Source organism: Corynebacterium urinipleomorphum (genome assembly GCF_900155535.1).
Classification (GTDB): Bacteria; Actinomycetota; Actinomycetes; order Mycobacteriales; family Mycobacteriaceae; genus Corynebacterium; species Corynebacterium urinipleomorphum.
Genome location: NZ_LT706965.1, coordinates 536,061 through 551,065, shown reverse-complemented (window position 1 = coordinate 551,065; position 15,005 = coordinate 536,061). Strand labels below are relative to the sequence as shown.

General features: G+C 62.3%; 15 protein-coding genes. All 15 read left to right on the top strand.

What is annotated here, in order from left to right; translation table 11 throughout:
• The first annotated feature begins 15 nt into the window (after positions 1-15).
• The 15 genes from alaS (at position 16) to CZ338_RS09690 (ending at position 15,001) form a co-directional block, all read left to right on the top strand.
• A complete protein-coding gene (alaS, locus tag CZ338_RS09760) occupies positions 16-2,688 on the top strand; it encodes an alanine--tRNA ligase (protein WP_087118017.1) in 2,673 nt (890 codons plus the stop codon).
• Positions 2,689-2,811: 123 nt separating this feature from the next.
• Positions 2,812-3,351, top strand: coding sequence for a Holliday junction resolvase RuvX (ruvX, locus tag CZ338_RS09755; RefSeq protein WP_087118016.1), 540 nt, complete (start codon positions 2,812-2,814; stop codon positions 3,349-3,351).
• A gap of 3 nt (positions 3,352-3,354) precedes the next feature.
• On the top strand, positions 3,355-4,509 hold the full coding sequence (gene mltG, locus CZ338_RS09750) for an endolytic transglycosylase MltG (protein ID WP_087118015.1): 1,155 nt from the start codon (positions 3,355-3,357) through the stop codon (positions 4,507-4,509).
• A gap of 12 nt (positions 4,510-4,521) precedes the next feature.
• Complete coding sequence (locus CZ338_RS09745; protein ID WP_087118014.1) at positions 4,522-5,382, top strand: shikimate dehydrogenase; 861 nt, start codon at positions 4,522-4,524, stop codon at positions 5,380-5,382.
• A 73-nt stretch (positions 5,383-5,455) separates the two neighbouring features.
• Positions 5,456-5,911: an A24 family peptidase gene (locus CZ338_RS09740; protein ID WP_235839524.1), complete on the top strand. Its 456-nt coding sequence runs from the start codon at positions 5,456-5,458 to the stop codon at positions 5,909-5,911.
• 12 nt (positions 5,912-5,923) lie between these two features.
• On the top strand, positions 5,924-7,144 hold the full coding sequence (gene aroC, locus CZ338_RS09735; RefSeq protein ID WP_087118013.1) for a chorismate synthase: 1,221 nt from the start codon (positions 5,924-5,926) through the stop codon (positions 7,142-7,144).
• Complete coding sequence (locus CZ338_RS09730; protein WP_087118012.1) at positions 7,137-7,814, top strand: shikimate kinase; 678 nt, start codon at positions 7,137-7,139, stop codon at positions 7,812-7,814. Before aroC ends, CZ338_RS09730 begins: the two co-directional genes overlap by 8 nt.
• Positions 7,815-7,868: 54 nt before the next feature.
• Positions 7,869-8,930, top strand: a complete 1,062-nt coding sequence (gene aroB / locus CZ338_RS09725; RefSeq protein ID WP_087118011.1) for a 3-dehydroquinate synthase — start codon at positions 7,869-7,871, stop codon at positions 8,928-8,930.
• A gap of 67 nt (positions 8,931-8,997) precedes the next feature.
• Positions 8,998-9,432 carry a type II 3-dehydroquinate dehydratase gene (gene aroQ / locus CZ338_RS09720; RefSeq protein ID WP_087118010.1) on the top strand — a complete coding sequence of 145 codons (435 nt, stop codon included), beginning with the start codon at positions 8,998-9,000 and terminating at the stop codon, positions 9,430-9,432.
• A complete protein-coding gene (locus CZ338_RS09715; RefSeq protein WP_087118009.1) occupies positions 9,433-10,524 on the top strand; it encodes a M24 family metallopeptidase in 1,092 nt (363 codons plus the stop codon).
• 93 nt (positions 10,525-10,617) lie between these two features.
• Positions 10,618-11,181, top strand: a complete 564-nt coding sequence (gene efp / locus CZ338_RS09710) for an elongation factor P (RefSeq protein ID WP_087118008.1) — start codon at positions 10,618-10,620, stop codon at positions 11,179-11,181.
• A 103-nt stretch (positions 11,182-11,284) separates the two neighbouring features.
• Positions 11,285-11,956: a transcription antitermination factor NusB gene (gene nusB, locus CZ338_RS09705; protein ID WP_087118242.1), complete on the top strand. Its 672-nt coding sequence runs from the start codon at positions 11,285-11,287 to the stop codon at positions 11,954-11,956.
• A gap of 12 nt (positions 11,957-11,968) precedes the next feature.
• Positions 11,969-12,817: a PPK2 family polyphosphate kinase gene (locus CZ338_RS09700; protein WP_087118243.1), complete on the top strand. Its 849-nt coding sequence runs from the start codon at positions 11,969-11,971 to the stop codon at positions 12,815-12,817.
• 118 nt (positions 12,818-12,935) lie between these two features.
• Positions 12,936-13,925: a substrate-binding domain-containing protein gene (locus CZ338_RS09695; RefSeq protein ID WP_087118241.1), complete on the top strand. Its 990-nt coding sequence runs from the start codon at positions 12,936-12,938 to the stop codon at positions 13,923-13,925.
• On the top strand, positions 13,922-15,001 hold the full coding sequence (locus tag CZ338_RS09690) for an ABC transporter permease (RefSeq protein ID WP_087118007.1): 1,080 nt from the start codon (positions 13,922-13,924) through the stop codon (positions 14,999-15,001). The genes CZ338_RS09695 and CZ338_RS09690 overlap by 4 nt, the downstream gene beginning before the upstream one ends.
• The last annotated feature ends 4 nt before the right edge of the window (positions 15,002-15,005 follow it).

Here is a 15,005-nt window from a genome sequence, read left to right as displayed (position 1 = left end):
TTTAAGGATTCTTCTGTGCAGACCCATGAGATCCGCGACCGGTTCACCTCGCATTTTGTCGAAGCTGGCCACATCCCTGTGCCCAGTGCTTCGCTGATCCTTGACGACCCGACCCTGCTGTTTGTGAACGCAGGAATGGTGCCGTTCAAGCCGTACTTCTTGGGCCAGCAGAACCCGCCGTTTGAGACGGGCAAGGCCACCTCGATCCAGAAATGCGTGCGCACCCTTGATATCGAGGAAGTGGGCATTACGACCCGCCACAACACCTTCTTCCAGATGGCCGGAAACTTCTCCTTCGGCCAGTACTTCAAAGAAGGTGCGATCACGCTTGCGTGGGATCTGCTAACTAAACCGCAGGCGGACGGCGGCTTCGAGCTCGACCCGGAGCGCCTGTGGGTGACCGTCTACAACGACGACGACGAGGCCGCGGCGATCTGGCGCGACAAGGTGGGCGTGCCGGCTGACCGCATCCAGCGCATGGGCATGGAAGACAACTTCTGGTCAATGGGCATCCCGGGCCCGTGCGGCCCGTGCTCGGAGATCTACTACGACCGCGGCCCCGAGTACGGTGCTGACGGCGGCCCGATCGCCGACGACAACCGGTACATGGAGATCTGGAACCTCGTGTTCATGGAGTCCATCCGCGGCGAGGGCGACAAGAAGGGCAACTTCGACATCGTCGGCGAACTGCCGAAGAAGAACATCGATACCGGCCTGGGCATCGAGCGTCTGGCTTGCCTGCTGCAGGGCGTGGACAATGTCTACGAGACGGACCTGCTCGCCCCGGTGATCGCGGCCGCCGAGGAATTGACCGGCACCAAATACGGCGCGGGTAACCAGCAGGATGACATCCGTTTCCGCGTTATCGCCGACCACTCGCGTACCGCGATGATGATCATTCTCGACGGTGTCACCCCGTCGAATGAGGGCCGCGGCTACATTCTCCGCCGCTTGATGCGCCGCATCGTCCGTTCCGCTCGTCTGCTGGGCGCCACCGGTAACACGCTGGAGACGTTCATGAACACCATCATGGACACAATGACTCCGTCTTTCCCGGAGATCGCGGACAACCGCGAGCGTATTCTGCGCGTCGCGCTCGCTGAGGAAAAGGCGTTCCTAAAGACACTCGAGTCCGGCACCACGCGTTTCGACGAAACCGCGACGGCCCTGAAGTCCTCCGGCCAGAAGACGGTTCCGGGCGACAAAGCCTTCGAGCTGCACGACACCTACGGCTTCCCGATCGACCTGACCTTGGAGATGGCAGCCGAGGCCGGACTTGACGTGGACATGGACGCCTTCCATGCCGCGATGGACGAGCAGCGCCAGCGCGCGAAGGCGGACAACAAGGCCAAGAAGCACGGCAATATCGACGAATCCCTCTACCGCGAGTGGATCGACGGCCACCCGACCGAGTTCGTCGGTTTCACCGAGCTGGAGCACGAGGGCAAGGTGCTTGGTCTGGTCCGCAACGGGGAGAAGGTTGGCGAAGCTGCGCAGGGCGATGAAGTCGAGGTCATCCTGGATGTCACCCCGATGTACGCCGAGGGCGGCGGACAGTTGGCGGACCGCGGACGCATTGTCGTTGGCGACACCATCTTGGACGTTCACGACGTGCAGAAGGTGGGCAACAAGAAGCTGTGGGTGCACAAGGCGACCGTGGCCAACGGCGGCCTCGATGTCGGACAGGTCGTCCGCGCTGAGGTTGACCCGAAGTGGCGCCACGGCGCCCGCCAGGCACACACCGCGACCCACCTCATCCACGCTGCGCTGCGCCAGGTGCTCGGCCCGACGGCCGTGCAGGCTGGCTCGATGAACAAGCCGGGCTACCTGCGCTTCGACTTCAACTACACGGAGCAGTTGACCCCGGAGCAGCTGGAGGAGATTTCCATCATCGCCAACCAGGCGGTTGACGCGGACTTCGCCGTCAACACCTTCGAGACCTCCCTGGACGAGGCGAAGGCGATGGGCGCGATGGCTCTGTTCGGCGAGAATTACGGCGACGAGGTGCGTGTCGTGGAGATCGGCGGCCCGTTCTCCATCGAGCTCTGTGGCGGTACCCACGTCGACCACTCTTCTCAGATCGGCCCCGTCGCCGTTCTGGGCGAGTCATCCGTCGGCTCCGGTGCCCGCCGAATCGAGGCGTATTCGGGCCTGGATTCTTTCCAGTACTTCTCCAAGGAAGCGGCCATCGCCAACGCTCTGGCTGGCGAGATGAAGACCCCGTCCGAGGATTTGCCGGACCGTATCGCACAGCTCACTGAGCGTCTCCGCGCCGCTGAGAAGGAGATTGAGAACCTGCGCAAGAAGGAGCTGGCAAACCAGACCGGTGAGCTGGTGAACAAAGCGGAGGAAATCGGTGCATTCAGTTACCTTGCTGTGAAGCTCCCGGACGGCACGACGGGTGGTGACATGCGCACGATCGCCACAGATCTGCGCGGACGCTTCGGCGATTCCCCGGCTGTGATCGTGCTGGCCTCGGATGCAGGCGGCAAGGTGCCGTTCGCTGTGGCAGCCACGAAGGCGGCAGTGAGCGAGGGAATCAAGGCCGGTGAACTAGTGGGGCTGTTCGGCCAGCACGTCGGCGGCAAAGGCGGCGGTAAGCCCGACCTGGCGCAGGGGTCTGGTTCGGACGCAGCTGGAATTGAAGCCGGTTTCGCAGCCCTTCGGGACCGTATCACGCAGATATAGGATAGGGTTCAAGAAGGTCACGAATTGATTACGTGACACGCCCTGTCTGTGCTTCGCGGGGTGCGTTCGCGCACTACCGTGGAAATGACGGCGCTTTCTGCACAAGAAGAGGTTCCCCGCACGATGAAAGTTCAACCGGATACCCCTGGGGTCGACGACCCGGGGAATGGCCGCCGCATCGGTCTCGATGTCGGCACCGTCCGGATTGGCGTTTCTTCCTCGGACCGCGACGCGCGGCTGGCCACCCCAGTGGAAACTGTTCCGCGAGTCACTGGGTTCAAGGACCGGGACGGCAAAGACATCGAGCGTCTTCTGGAGATCATCGACGAATACGATGCCGTCGAAGTCGTAGTTGGTCTTCCACGCGATTTGCAGGGGAACGGATCCTCCAGCGTCAAACACGCAAAGGAGATCGGATTTCGGATCTCGCGCCGCAGCGACGTTCCCGTCCGGTACGCCGATGAGCGTCTCACCACAGTGGAAGCCACGCATGCGCTGCGGGCTTCCGGCGTGAGCGAAAAGGCGGGACGTTCCGTGATTGACCAGGCCGCGGCAGTGGCCATCCTCCAGTCCTGGCTGGACGGACGAAACAACTACCGCGACATGGGCGCGCCGGATCAGGCAACCGGCGCGGGCACGTCGCCCGAACCCAAGGAGACCTAAAACGTGAGCTCGGCAACCTCGTCTCAAGGGCGCACCCGCGGCGTCGCGGTGTTGGTGGCATCGATCCTGTTGATCATTGGCGCTGTCGTCTACATCGCACTCGCCCGCGCAAATTCAACCGGAGGCGACTTCAACGGTGCCGGCAACGGTGTCGAGCAGGTCGTCGAGATCCCCGAAGGCTCAACCCTCACAGCAATGGGTCCTGCTTTGGAAGAGAAGGGCATCGTGCGCTCCGACAAGGCGTTCCAGAATGCCGTCATGTCTCACCCCGACGCCGATAACATCCAGCCGGGGTTCTATCGGCTCCAAGAGAAAATGAGCGCTGACGATGCCGTTTCGGCGTTGCTCGATCCCGCCAACAAGGTGGACATGCTCAAGATCCCAGGGGGATCCACCTTGATGGATGTCAAGGTGGTCGGAGGCGACACCCGTTTTGGTATCTACAGCAATATCTCCTCTGTGTCGTGCGGCTCCGACGGCAAGAACCAGGACTGCGTGAGTGTCAAGGAACTTCACGATGTCGCAGCCAACGCCGACCCGGCTGCGCTCGGGGTTCCGGAGTGGGCGCTTGAACCGGTCAATGCGCACCGCGGCGACCCGAAGCGTATCGAGGGGCTCATTGCTCCTGGTGAGTACATCGTGGACCCCAACGCCGATGCGGAGACGATCCTCACGGATTTGATCACCCGCTCGACCGAGAAATACAACAGCACTGACATTGTCGGTCGCGCTCAGGCGATCGGTCTGAGCCCGTACGACTTGCTCACGGCTGCTTCTCTGGTGGAGCGCGAGGCACCCGAGGGCGAGTTCGACAAAGTCGCCCGTGTCATCCTCAACCGCCTCAAGGAGCCGATGCGCCTCGAGTTCGATTCCACCGTGAACTACGGCCTTGAGTCCGTCGAGCTGGCTACCGGTGACACCGACCGCAAGAAGGTCACCCCCTGGAACACGTACGCCAAGGACGGTCTCCCCGAGACCCCGATCGCCTCCCCGTCGGAGGACGCGATCAGGGCGATGGAGCACCCGGCGGAAGGCCAGTGGTTGTTCTTCGTCACCGTCGACGACAAGGGCACGACGATCTTCAGCAACACCTTCGAAGAGCACCAGGCGAACGTCCAGCAGGCGTACGACTCTGGCATCCTCGATTCCCGCCGCTAGGGCTAGCACAAGATGAGCACCGCAATCGCCGGGGGCGGCAAGGCCGCAGTTTTGGGCAGTCCCGTTGAACATTCCCTTTCGCCGGTCCTGCACTGCGCCGGTTACCAGGCAGCAGGGCTCGACGGTTGGTCGTACGAGCGCATTGAATGCGATGCAGAGCAATTGCCGGGAATCGTCGGCGGGGCGGGGGAGGAATACCGAGGTTTCTCGGTGACCATGCCGGGCAAATTCGCAGCCCTCAATTTCGCCGACACCGTGACGGAGCGCGCCCAAGCTATTGGTTCCGCGAACACTCTCGTGCGAGAAGGGAAAACGTGGCGGGCCGACAACACTGACTGCGAGGGAATCGCGGGGGCGTTGGATGAGCTCGTCGGCAAGCAAACGCGCATTGGTCACGCTCTTGTCATTGGCGGCGGAGGAACGGCGCGCCCCGCTCTCTGGTCCCTGGCTGAGCGCGGCACGGAGAAAGTCACGGTGCTTAACCGTTCAGACCGCTCTGCGGAACTACTGCCACTCCTCGACGGCATAGAAACGGATTTCATCGATTTCGAGCGCGACCTTGAACAGCTCGCCATGTCCGTGGACCTCATCATCTCCACTGTCCCGTCGGCGGCACTCGCCGGCCGAGAGAAGGAGCTCGGTCACGCCCCGCTTCTGGATGTCATTTACAACCCCTGGCCGACCCCTTTGGCCACCCATGCCGCTTCCAACGGGCACCTGACCGTGGGGGGATTGGTCATGCTGGCGTGTCAGTCCTACTCCCAGTTCAAGCAGTTCACCGGTGTTCCGGCGCCGCGCGAAGAGATGCGCGAAGCACTTTTCCGCCACGTCGGCTGGGTCGCACCGACGGGTGTTACGCGGCAGAACCGCTAGACATCAACCGCTGTCCACTCCAGTGCACATCCCGCAGGCCCACTGATCGCCCACCTGCTTTACAGTCCCAAGCATGGGGGAATTTGCGGGGACATCGTGGGCTTCGGCGGGGGCAGTCGTGCTCGCGGCGATCATGTGCGCTGGCGCTGCTCTGTGGGCCATGGTGCTCATTTCAGTAGACGCAACGCAGCGGCGGTTGCCCGATCTGTTGACGCTGCCGGCGGCAGGCATCGCTGTTGCTGTCTGCTGCGCCGAACCTCGGGGCTGGGCCGGGTTGATCTGGCCGGCAACGTACTTGATCGCGGGTCCTGGTTTCGGCGGGGGTGATGTGAAACTCGCAGTGAGCCTCGGAATCGTGCTGGCTGTGGCCGGCGGTGTGGGAGCAGTGCTGGCTGGAATGCTCGTGGCCAGCTGCTTCACTGTGCTTTTCCTTCTTCTCAGCCGACAGAAAATTGCCCCCCACGGTCCATCCATGCTGGCGTCGGCATGGTTGGTGGGGTTCGCTAGCGCCTTCGTGCCAGGTGTATGAGACAATGCCTGCATGCTTCGTTGGACTACCGCAGGTGAATCCCACGGTCAGGCGCTTGTCGCTCTGGTCGAGAACATGCCGGCTGGGGTCACCGTCTCCGCGGAAGAGATCGGCCACCAGCTTGCCCGCCGCCGTCTCGGCTACGGCCGAGGCGCCCGTATGAAATTCGAGCAGGATGAGCTCACCCTTCTCACCGGCGTGGTGCACGGAAAGAGCATTGGTAGCCCGATCGCCATCATGATCGGCAATACCGAGTGGCCGAAGTGGACGACGATCATGTCGCCTGAGGAGCTGGACTACGACGACCCAGAAGTAGCCAAAGCTATGAATTCCGGCCGCGGTGCCGCGCTGACTCGCCCGCGCCCGGGGCACGCGGACTTCTCCGGAATGGTCAAGTACGGGTTCGATGCGGCGCGCCCAGTGCTGGAGAGGTCGTCGGCACGCGAAACAGCGTCGCGCGTCGCGGCGGCGACTGTCGCCCGGTCCTTCCTCCGCGAAGTACTCGGCGTCGAGGTCTACTCGCACGTGATTTCCATCGGGCCGTCCGACCCGTACGAAGGCCCAGCCCCGCAATTCAGCGACATCGATGCGATCGACGAATCGCCCGTTCGCGCCTTTGGCAAGGATGCCGAGGCCAGCATGATCGCCGAGATTGAAGCGGCGAAGAAAGCCGGCGACACCCTAGGCGGCATCGTCGAGGTCATTGTTGACGGGCTGCCGATCGGTCTCGGCTCCCACGTGTCCGGTGAGACGCGCCTGGACGCGCAGCTCGCAGCGGCGTTGATGAGCATTCAGGCGATCAAGGGCGTCGAGGTCGGCGACGGCTTTGAGGAGGCTCGGCGCCGCGGCTCTGAAGCGCACGATGAGATTTTGCGCGGGGAGAACGGCATCCACCGTGAAACTAACCGTGCCGGCGGCCTCGAGGGCGGCATGACCAACGGTGAGCAGTTGCGCGTCCGCGCCGCGATGAAACCGATTTCCACTGTGCCGCGCGCCCTGCGCACACTGGATATGGCTACCGGCGATGCGGCGACAGCGATCCATCAGCGCTCCGACGTGTGCGCGGTTCCCGCAGCGGGTGTGGTGGCTGAAGCGATGGTCGCACTAGTCTTGGCGCGTGCGACGCTGGAGAAATTCGGCGGCGACAGCGTGGAAGAAACTAAGCGGAACGTGCAGGCGTATCAGCAGTATGTGTCCGACCGTCTCGCGTTTGGAGGAACTGAGGATGACTAACCCCGTAGCCCAGCCCCCGCGGCCCGCACGTTTCCCCGCCACCTCCGGCACCCCAGGACCGAGTACCCATCCGCACGGTCAGATGGTTCCGGCAGGACGTGAGCCCGCCGGCTCCCACGGGGATGCTGCTGCTTTCGGCGCGCCGGAGGAACCCGTGGTGCACGGTTCACCCCGTGTGGTTCTTGTGGGGCCCCCGGGTGCCGGTAAATCCACCATCGGTCGCCGTCTCGCTCGCGCGATGAACCTGCCGCTCGTCGACTCCGACGACTTGATCGCGAAGGGCGAAGGCAAGCCCACCGGCGAGGTGTACAGCGACTTGGGCGAGGAACGCTTCCGCGAAGTCGAAGCCGAGTACGTTGCCCGCTCTCTAGCGTCTGGCGGCATTGTCAGTTTGGGTGGCGGGGCCGTGTTGACGGAATCCACCCGCAAGCTTCTGAAGGCCCACAACGTGGTGTGGATCGACGTTTCTGTGGAGGAAGGTGTGAGGCGCACGTCAGACAATGATTCGCGCCCCGTGCTCAAGGCGGCAGACCCGGAGGCGCACTATCGCGCTCTGCTGGAGACCCGCGAGCCGTTCTACCGCGAGGTAGCCATGCACCGCGTGCGCACCGATTCGCGCCCGCCTCAGCGTCTCGTCGCGGAGATTCTCGCCCTCATCGAATCGCGCTGAATCCAGCACTCACCCGTTTCACCGTCACCGCATTGATAACCAAGGAGACCCAACATGGCCGATATCCAGGTCGCGGGACCGTCACCGTACATCGTCCGCATCGACCGCGGCCTCGATGAGCAGGTGGCGCAGCGCATCAGCGAAACAGGAACACGCCAAGCGCTCATCGTTCACCAGGGCCCGTTGAAAGAAGCGGCTGAGAGTCTCCGCCAGCGGGTGGAGGAGCTCGGCGTTCACGTCACCCTGGCTCCGATCCCAGACGCAGAAGACGGAAAGTCTCTTGCCGTCGCCGGCCAACTGTGGGACACGCTGGGTGAGCGGAATTTCTCCCGTCAGGATGTCGTTGTCGGTCTGGGCGGCGGTGCCACGACGGACCTCGCTGGTTTCATCGCCGCGACGTGGATGCGCGGAATCAAGGTGGTCCAGGTGCCCACGACGCTTTTGGCCATGGTCGACGCAGCGGTCGGCGGTAAGACCGGGATCAACACGGGCGCGGGTAAGAACCTCGTCGGATCGTTCCATGAGCCGGACTCCGTTTTCATCGACCTTGACCGGCTGGACACGCTCCCGGAGGCGGAGTTCGTCTCTGGTTCCGCCGAAATCATCAAGACAGGCTTCATTGCCGACCCGGTGATCCTGGACATCTACCAGCAAGGCGGTAGCGTCCCAACCGAGAAGATCGCGGAGCTCATTGAGCGGTCCGTTGCCGTCAAGGCGTCGGTTGTTGCACAGGATCTCAAAGAGTCGTCTCTGCGGGAGATCCTCAACTACGGCCACACTCTCGGCCACGCCATTGAGAAGCGCGAGGACTACCGCTGGCGCCACGGCAACGCCGTTGCGGTGGGCATGATGTTCGTGGCTATCCTTGCCCGGAACCGCGGGCTGATCGATGACGCGGTGGTTGAGCTCCACCGCGAGATCCTCGACGGCATCGGACTGCCCACCAGCTATGAGTCCGGGGCGTTCGACGAGCTCTATGAGGGTATGACGCACGACAAGAAGAATCGGAATGGACAGATCCGCTTCGTCGTGCTCGACGGCATCGGCAGCACCACCCGCATTGGAGATGCGGGCATGGAGGAGCTGCGCACCGCGTACACTGAACTGTCACAGTGACGCTCGAGTCGCGGCCCCACGGTTCCGCGGCGCGAGACTTTTCAGATCTGCGGCGAGGAGGCCCGACGTGAAAATCCTGGTGCTCAACGGCCCCAACCTGAACAGGTTGGGCAAGCGGCAACCCGACGTGTACGGCACGACGACGTTGGCGGACATTGAGCAGCGTCTGCGCGAGCGAGCCGAAGCCGCGGGAGCCGAAATCGCGTTCCTGCAGTCCAACCACGAGGGCGAGCTCATCGACGCCGCGCATGAAGCCGCCGACAACTCCTGGCCCGTGATCATCAATCCCGGCGGTTTCACCCACACGTCGGTGGCGCTGCGCGACGCGCTCGTCGAATTGCAGGACGGAACCGGCTTCATCGAGGTGCACATTTCAAACGTCCACGCACGTGAACCGTTCCGCCACCACTCGTATCTCTCGCCGATCGCCACAGGCGTCATCGCCGGTCTGGGCGTGGACGGCTACGAAATGGCACTGGACTACTTCCTCAGGAGGGCTTAAATGGGCTTCGCCGATTCCCGTTTTCTCACACGTCGCCGCAAGCTGTCCGCGAAGCTCGCCGCGAAACGAATCGATTCTTTCCTGCTCACCGACCCGATCAACGTCCGGTACTTTTCCGGTTTCAGCGGATCGAACGGTGCCGTGCTGATGAACAAGGACCTCTCTGCGGCGATCGCCACCGACGGCCGCTACACCACCCAGATCGCGGAAGAGGTTCCGGACATTGAAGCGATCATTGAGCGCGACGCAGGGACCGCAGTTCTCGCCACAGTGCCTGAGGGATGGCGCGTCGGTTTCGACCCGACTGCAATGACGGTTGATGAGTGGAAGCGTTTGGAGAAGGCCACGCCGGACTCCGTCACACTGGTACCCGTCAAGGGCGTCGTGGAGCAGATCCGCCTGATCAAAGACAATTTTGAGCTACGGCGACTCGAAGAAGCAGCGGATATCGCGGTCACGGCGCTGGGGCAGCTTATCGACGCCGGGGAGCTGCGCGCCGGCCGCACCGAGAAGCAGGTCGCGGCTGACCTCGAGTACCGGATGCGACTGTTGGGATCAGAGCGAGTCAGCTTCGACACCATTGTGGCCTCGGGGCCGAATTCGGCCCTGCCACACTATTCAGCGGGCGACCGTGAGCTGACCGACGGCGACTTGGTCACCATCGACTTCGGTGCGCACTACCGCGGCTTCAATTCCGACATGACCCGCACCTTCTGCATCGGCGAGCCGACGGAATTCAGCCGCGAGATTTACGAGATTGTCCTGACCGCGCAGAAGGCCGGTGTAGCGGCGGCCACGCCGGGACGGGCACTCGTCGATGTTGATAAGGCGTGCCGCGACATCATTGTCGAAGCCGGTTACGGGGAGTACTTCGTCCACTCCACGGGCCACGGCATCGGTCTGGAGGTCCACGAGGGCCCGGCAGCGTCAACACGCGGCGAGGGAGTTCTCGAGGAGAACATGACGTTGACCATCGAGCCCGGCATCTACGTGCCCGGCAAGGGCGGCGTACGCATCGAGGACACCTTGATCATCACCTCCGGCGTCCCGAAAGTGATCACGCCGGCACCGAAGGAACTCACTGTCCTGTAGCGCGGTCCACGACACCACACTGTGCACACTGGACTGTGGTGTAGCATGGCAATGTTTGAAATACCCACCGAGCCGAATTAAGGGGAGAAGATCGTGGCAACGACCGCTGATTTCAAGAACGGCCTTGTGCTCAAGGTTGACGGCAAGCTGCAGCAGATCATCGAGTTCCAGCACGTCAAGCCGGGTAAGGGCCCCGCGTTCGTCCGCACGAAGCTCAAGGATGTCGTCTCCGGCAAGACCGTGGACAAGACGTGGAACGCAGGGGTGAAGGTGGAGACCGCTACGGTGGACCGCCGCGACATGACCTACCTGTACAACGACGGCACCAACTACGTCGTCATGGACGACAAGACCTTCGAGCAGTACGAGCTCAGCGAGGACAAGTTCGGCGACGCCGCACGCTTCCTGCTGGAGAACATGCGCGTGCAGGTTTCCTTCCACGAGGGCGAGGCTCTCTTCGCCGAGCTTCCGATCTCCGTGGACCTCAAGGTCGAGCACACTGATCCAGGTCTGCAGGGCGACCGTTCCACCGGCGGCACCAAGCCGGCCACGCTGGAAACCGGCGCTGAAATCCAGGTTCCGCTCTTCATTGAGACTGGTAACGTGCTCAAGGTGGACACCCGCACTGGCGAGTACCTCTCCCGCGTGAACAACTAGGGCGACGCCGTCAACGGCGCTTCGCTTGAAGGTGCCGCAACAGGTGGACTCGGTGTCCGAGTCCACCTCATTCTCATTTTCCCTGCAACTGATTTTTGCGAACATGCCTGATTACAAACGTCATGGAGCGCGCTACCGGGCGCGCCGCCGCGCAGTAGACATTCTCTTCGAGGCCGAGACACGCGACCTCGACCCCGTCGCCATCGTGGAGGACCGGGCCGCACTGGCACAGGATCCCGCCAACGCTGTCGCACCCATTGCCGATTACACCCGCGAAATCATCGCGGGCGCGGCGGAGAACTTGGATGAGATCGACGATTCCATCGAGCGGTTCTTGTCGGAGAACTGGGAGCTCAGCCGCATTCCGGCTGTGGACCGTGCCATTTTGCGCGTAGCCACATGGGAAATCCTGTACAACGACGATGTCGCTCCGCCGATCTCCATCGCCAATGCCATGGAGATGTCTACCGAGTACGCCGGCGACAACGCCTCGCCGTACATCCATGCGGTCCTCGACGACATCATCCAGGCCAATTCTGCCGACGCCCCCGACGTGGTCACTGGCGAAGCGGACCCCGACATCATTGCCGAGGCTGACAGCACTTCTGACACTGAAACCGGAACTGATGCTCTCAGCGGTTCCGGAACTGATGCCCAATCCGCCGCGGCTGATGATGCCGTCGCACCAGAAGTCACCGAAAGCACGGAACTGACCGGCACCACCGCTCTCATCGGTCTCACCCCCGAGCCGGATGAGGCAACTGAGAAGGAGTAGATGCCCACCACTATGGCGAAAGTATCCATTAAGGAAGCAGAGAAACTTCGCGTCGACGAGGGCTTCGTGCTCGCAGATGTGGATCCTGAATCCACACCGGGCGTGGACCAAGATGACGTCGATGACGCTTTTGAGAAGTACGACGAGGAGATTTCAGAGCTCCAGGATTGCTTGTACGCGAACGGCCGCGCGGGCAACGAGAATGCCGGATCGATTCTCCTTGTGTTGCAGGGAATGGATACGTCCGGCAAAGGCGGCATCATCCGTCATGTGGTCGGCGACCTCCTCGACCCGCAGGGCGTGCACATCAAGTCTTTCGGTAAACCCACCGAGGAAGAGAAGCAGCATGATTTCCTGTGGCGCATCGCACCCCACCTGCCCGAGCCGGGAATGGTGAGCGTTTTCGACCGCTCCCACTACGAGGATGTCCTGGTCCAGCGAGTCCGGGAGATGGCGCCGCAGGAGGAGATCGAACGCCGCTACGGGGCCATCGTGGACTTCGAGGCGGAAGCCGCGGCGAACGGCACCAAGATCATCAAGGTCATGCCGCACATCTCCAAGGCGTTTCAGGGTGAGAATCTGCGCAAGCGCATTGAGCGCGCAGACAAGCACTGGAAGTACAACCCGGGCGACATCGACGACCGCATGCTCTGGGACCAGTTCCAGGACGCGTACGAGATCGCCATGAAGCGCACGTCCACCGATGTCGCTCCATGGTACTGCGTGCCGTCAGACGACAAGGACTACTGCCGCACTGTGGTCAAGACCCTGTTGCTCAAGGCCTTGCGCGAGCTCGATCTTCAGTGGCCTGCGCCGGACTTTGATCCGGAAGTTGAGCTGAAGCGCCTCGACGAATCTTAGGCACATCCGAGCGCGCAGTCAGCCCGGAGCACCAGTTCGCAGGACTTCTTAATCGGTAAAGCACCTCGGGGATTCGGGGCTTTCTGCTCAAGCGGGGCACACTGGTTTGGTGCTAAGAATCCGCGATTTTTTCAAGGCAGCAGCTATCACCGCTGCCGTCGGTCTGTCCGTGGCTGGATGCTCCGCAACTGGTGGTGCCCCGCGTGACAACGCGACCACCGGCACAGCTGGTGGGGTGGACACGCCTCGTTATGTCGTTGCGATGGTCACACATGGTGCTCCGGGCGACACCTTTTGGGACTTGGTGCGTAAAGGCGCGGAGGACGCCGCCAAGAAAGACAACATCGAGCTCCGGTACTCCTCTGATCCGCAAGCACCGAATCAAGCGAACCTAGTGCGCTCTGCGGTGGATTCGAAAGTAGACGGCATTGCTTTGACAATGCCGAATCCGGAAGCAATCGGTCCCGCCGCGCAGAACGCTGTCGACGCTGGCATTCCCACCGTTGGCCTGAATGCGGGAATGGATGTGTACACCGGCTACGGGATGACAGGCTTCTTCGGCCAGGACGAGACGGTTGCCGGCACCGCGGCTGGTGAACGTCTCAAGGACGAAGGCAAGAAGAAAGTTCTGTGTGTAATCCATGAGCAGGGAAACTCTTCGCAGGAAGCCCGGTGCGGCGGAGTGAAGAAGGGGCTCGGTGGCGGCACTGTGGAACTGTTGTACGTCAACGGCCAAGACCTGACATCGGTTCAGTCGACGATCGCCTCGAAGTTGAGCCAGGACTCCAGTTTTGACACCGTTTTCGCTCTGCAGGCCCCAGTGGCAATGCGTGCCACCGAATCGGTGAAGGAATCGGGTATTCAGGCTCAGGTGGTCACCTTCGACACCAATTCTGAGCTCGTCGATGCAATTGCCGACGGTCGTGTCGCGTGGGCAGTTGACCAACAGCCGTATCTGCAGGGGTATCTGGCCGTGGATTCGTTGTGGGTGGCCAAACGCAATGGCGGAACATTCGGCGGCGGGCAACCGGTGTTCACCGGCCCGAGCTTCGTCGATAAGTCCAACGTGGACACAATCGTCGAAGCCGCAAAGGCAGGTCTGCGATGAGCACGGTCGCACCGCATTCAGACAACCGCGCGACGGCTCAAGTCTCACCGCAGGACACAGCGCCGGACGACCGATTGCGCACGCACACGGGGCTTGCCAAGCTCATCCGTCGCCCGGAACTGGCCAGCCTGCTCGGTTTCCTCGCAATCCTCGCACTGTTTCTCGCCGTAGCACCGGCTTTCCGCTCGTTTGAGGCGATGGCGACAATCCTCTACGCCAGCTCCACCCTCGGCATCGTGGCGTTGGCAGTGGGCTTGCTCATGATCGGCGGGGAATTCGACCTTTCTTCCGGGGTGGCTGTCACTACTGCGGCGCTTGCAGCGACGATGCTCAACTACAACCTCCACCTGAATTCATGGGTGGGGGCGGGACTCGCGCTTCTCATTTCTTTGGGCATCGGTGCGCTCAACGGTTTCTTGGTCTCCCGAACCGGGATCGACAGCTTCCTCATCACATTGGCGGCATTTCTCATGCTGCAGGGCCTCAATCTCGCGGTGACCAAGTTGGTCACCGGGCAGGTCGCCACACCGACCATCGCGGACATGGAGGGTTTCCCGTCCGCCCGCGAATTCTTCGCAGGTAGTTTCCACATCGGGGACGTGCGCATCAACGTCACAGTCATCTGGTGGTTGGTGTTCGTCGCCGTTGCATCCTTTGTGCTCTTCCGCACGAAATTCGGGAACTGGATCACGGCCGTCGGCGGCGACGAGGATGCGGCCCGCGCCGTAGGCGTTCCCGTGCGCCGCGTGAAGATCGCGCTGTTCATGACTGTCGGCTTCGCCGCCTGGTTCGTGGGCATGCACACGCTCTTCGCGTTCGATTCCATCCAGGCGGGCCAAGGCGTGGGCAACGAGTTCCTGTACATCATCGCGGCCGTTATCGGCGGGTGCGCGATGAAGGGCGGACGCGGCACAGCCGTGGGAACCATGATCGGTGCACTGATCTTCGGCATGACCAACCAGGGCATCGTCTACGCAGGGTGGAACCCCGACTGGTTCAAATTCTTCCTCGGCGCGATGCTGCTTTTCGCTGTCATGACCAACACGTCGTTCGCTACCATCACGAAGCGGAGGTAACCCG

What these genes read in the sequence shown, in the direction of transcription:
- CZ338_RS09690 (WP_087118007.1), top strand. Translation starts at nt 13,922, where the DNA reads ATGAGCACGGTCGCACCGCATTCAGACAACCGCGCGACGGCTCAAGTC.
- CZ338_RS09740 (WP_235839524.1), top strand. Translation starts at nt 5,456, where the DNA reads ATGGGGGAATTTGCGGGGACATCGTGGGCTTCGGCGGGGGCAGTCGTG.
- nusB (WP_087118242.1), top strand. Translation starts at nt 11,285, where the DNA reads ATGCCTGATTACAAACGTCATGGAGCGCGCTACCGGGCGCGCCGCCGC.
- ruvX (WP_087118016.1), top strand. Translation starts at nt 2,812, where the DNA reads ATGAAAGTTCAACCGGATACCCCTGGGGTCGACGACCCGGGGAATGGC.
- CZ338_RS09700 (WP_087118243.1), top strand. Translation starts at nt 11,969, where the DNA reads ATGGCGAAAGTATCCATTAAGGAAGCAGAGAAACTTCGCGTCGACGAG.
- CZ338_RS09715 (WP_087118009.1), top strand. Translation starts at nt 9,433, where the DNA reads ATGGGCTTCGCCGATTCCCGTTTTCTCACACGTCGCCGCAAGCTGTCC.
- aroB (WP_087118011.1), top strand. Translation starts at nt 7,869, where the DNA reads ATGGCCGATATCCAGGTCGCGGGACCGTCACCGTACATCGTCCGCATC.
- CZ338_RS09730 (WP_087118012.1), top strand. Translation starts at nt 7,137, where the DNA reads ATGACTAACCCCGTAGCCCAGCCCCCGCGGCCCGCACGTTTCCCCGCC.
- CZ338_RS09745 (WP_087118014.1), top strand. Translation starts at nt 4,522, where the DNA reads ATGAGCACCGCAATCGCCGGGGGCGGCAAGGCCGCAGTTTTGGGCAGT.
- aroC (WP_087118013.1), top strand. Translation starts at nt 5,924, where the DNA reads ATGCTTCGTTGGACTACCGCAGGTGAATCCCACGGTCAGGCGCTTGTC.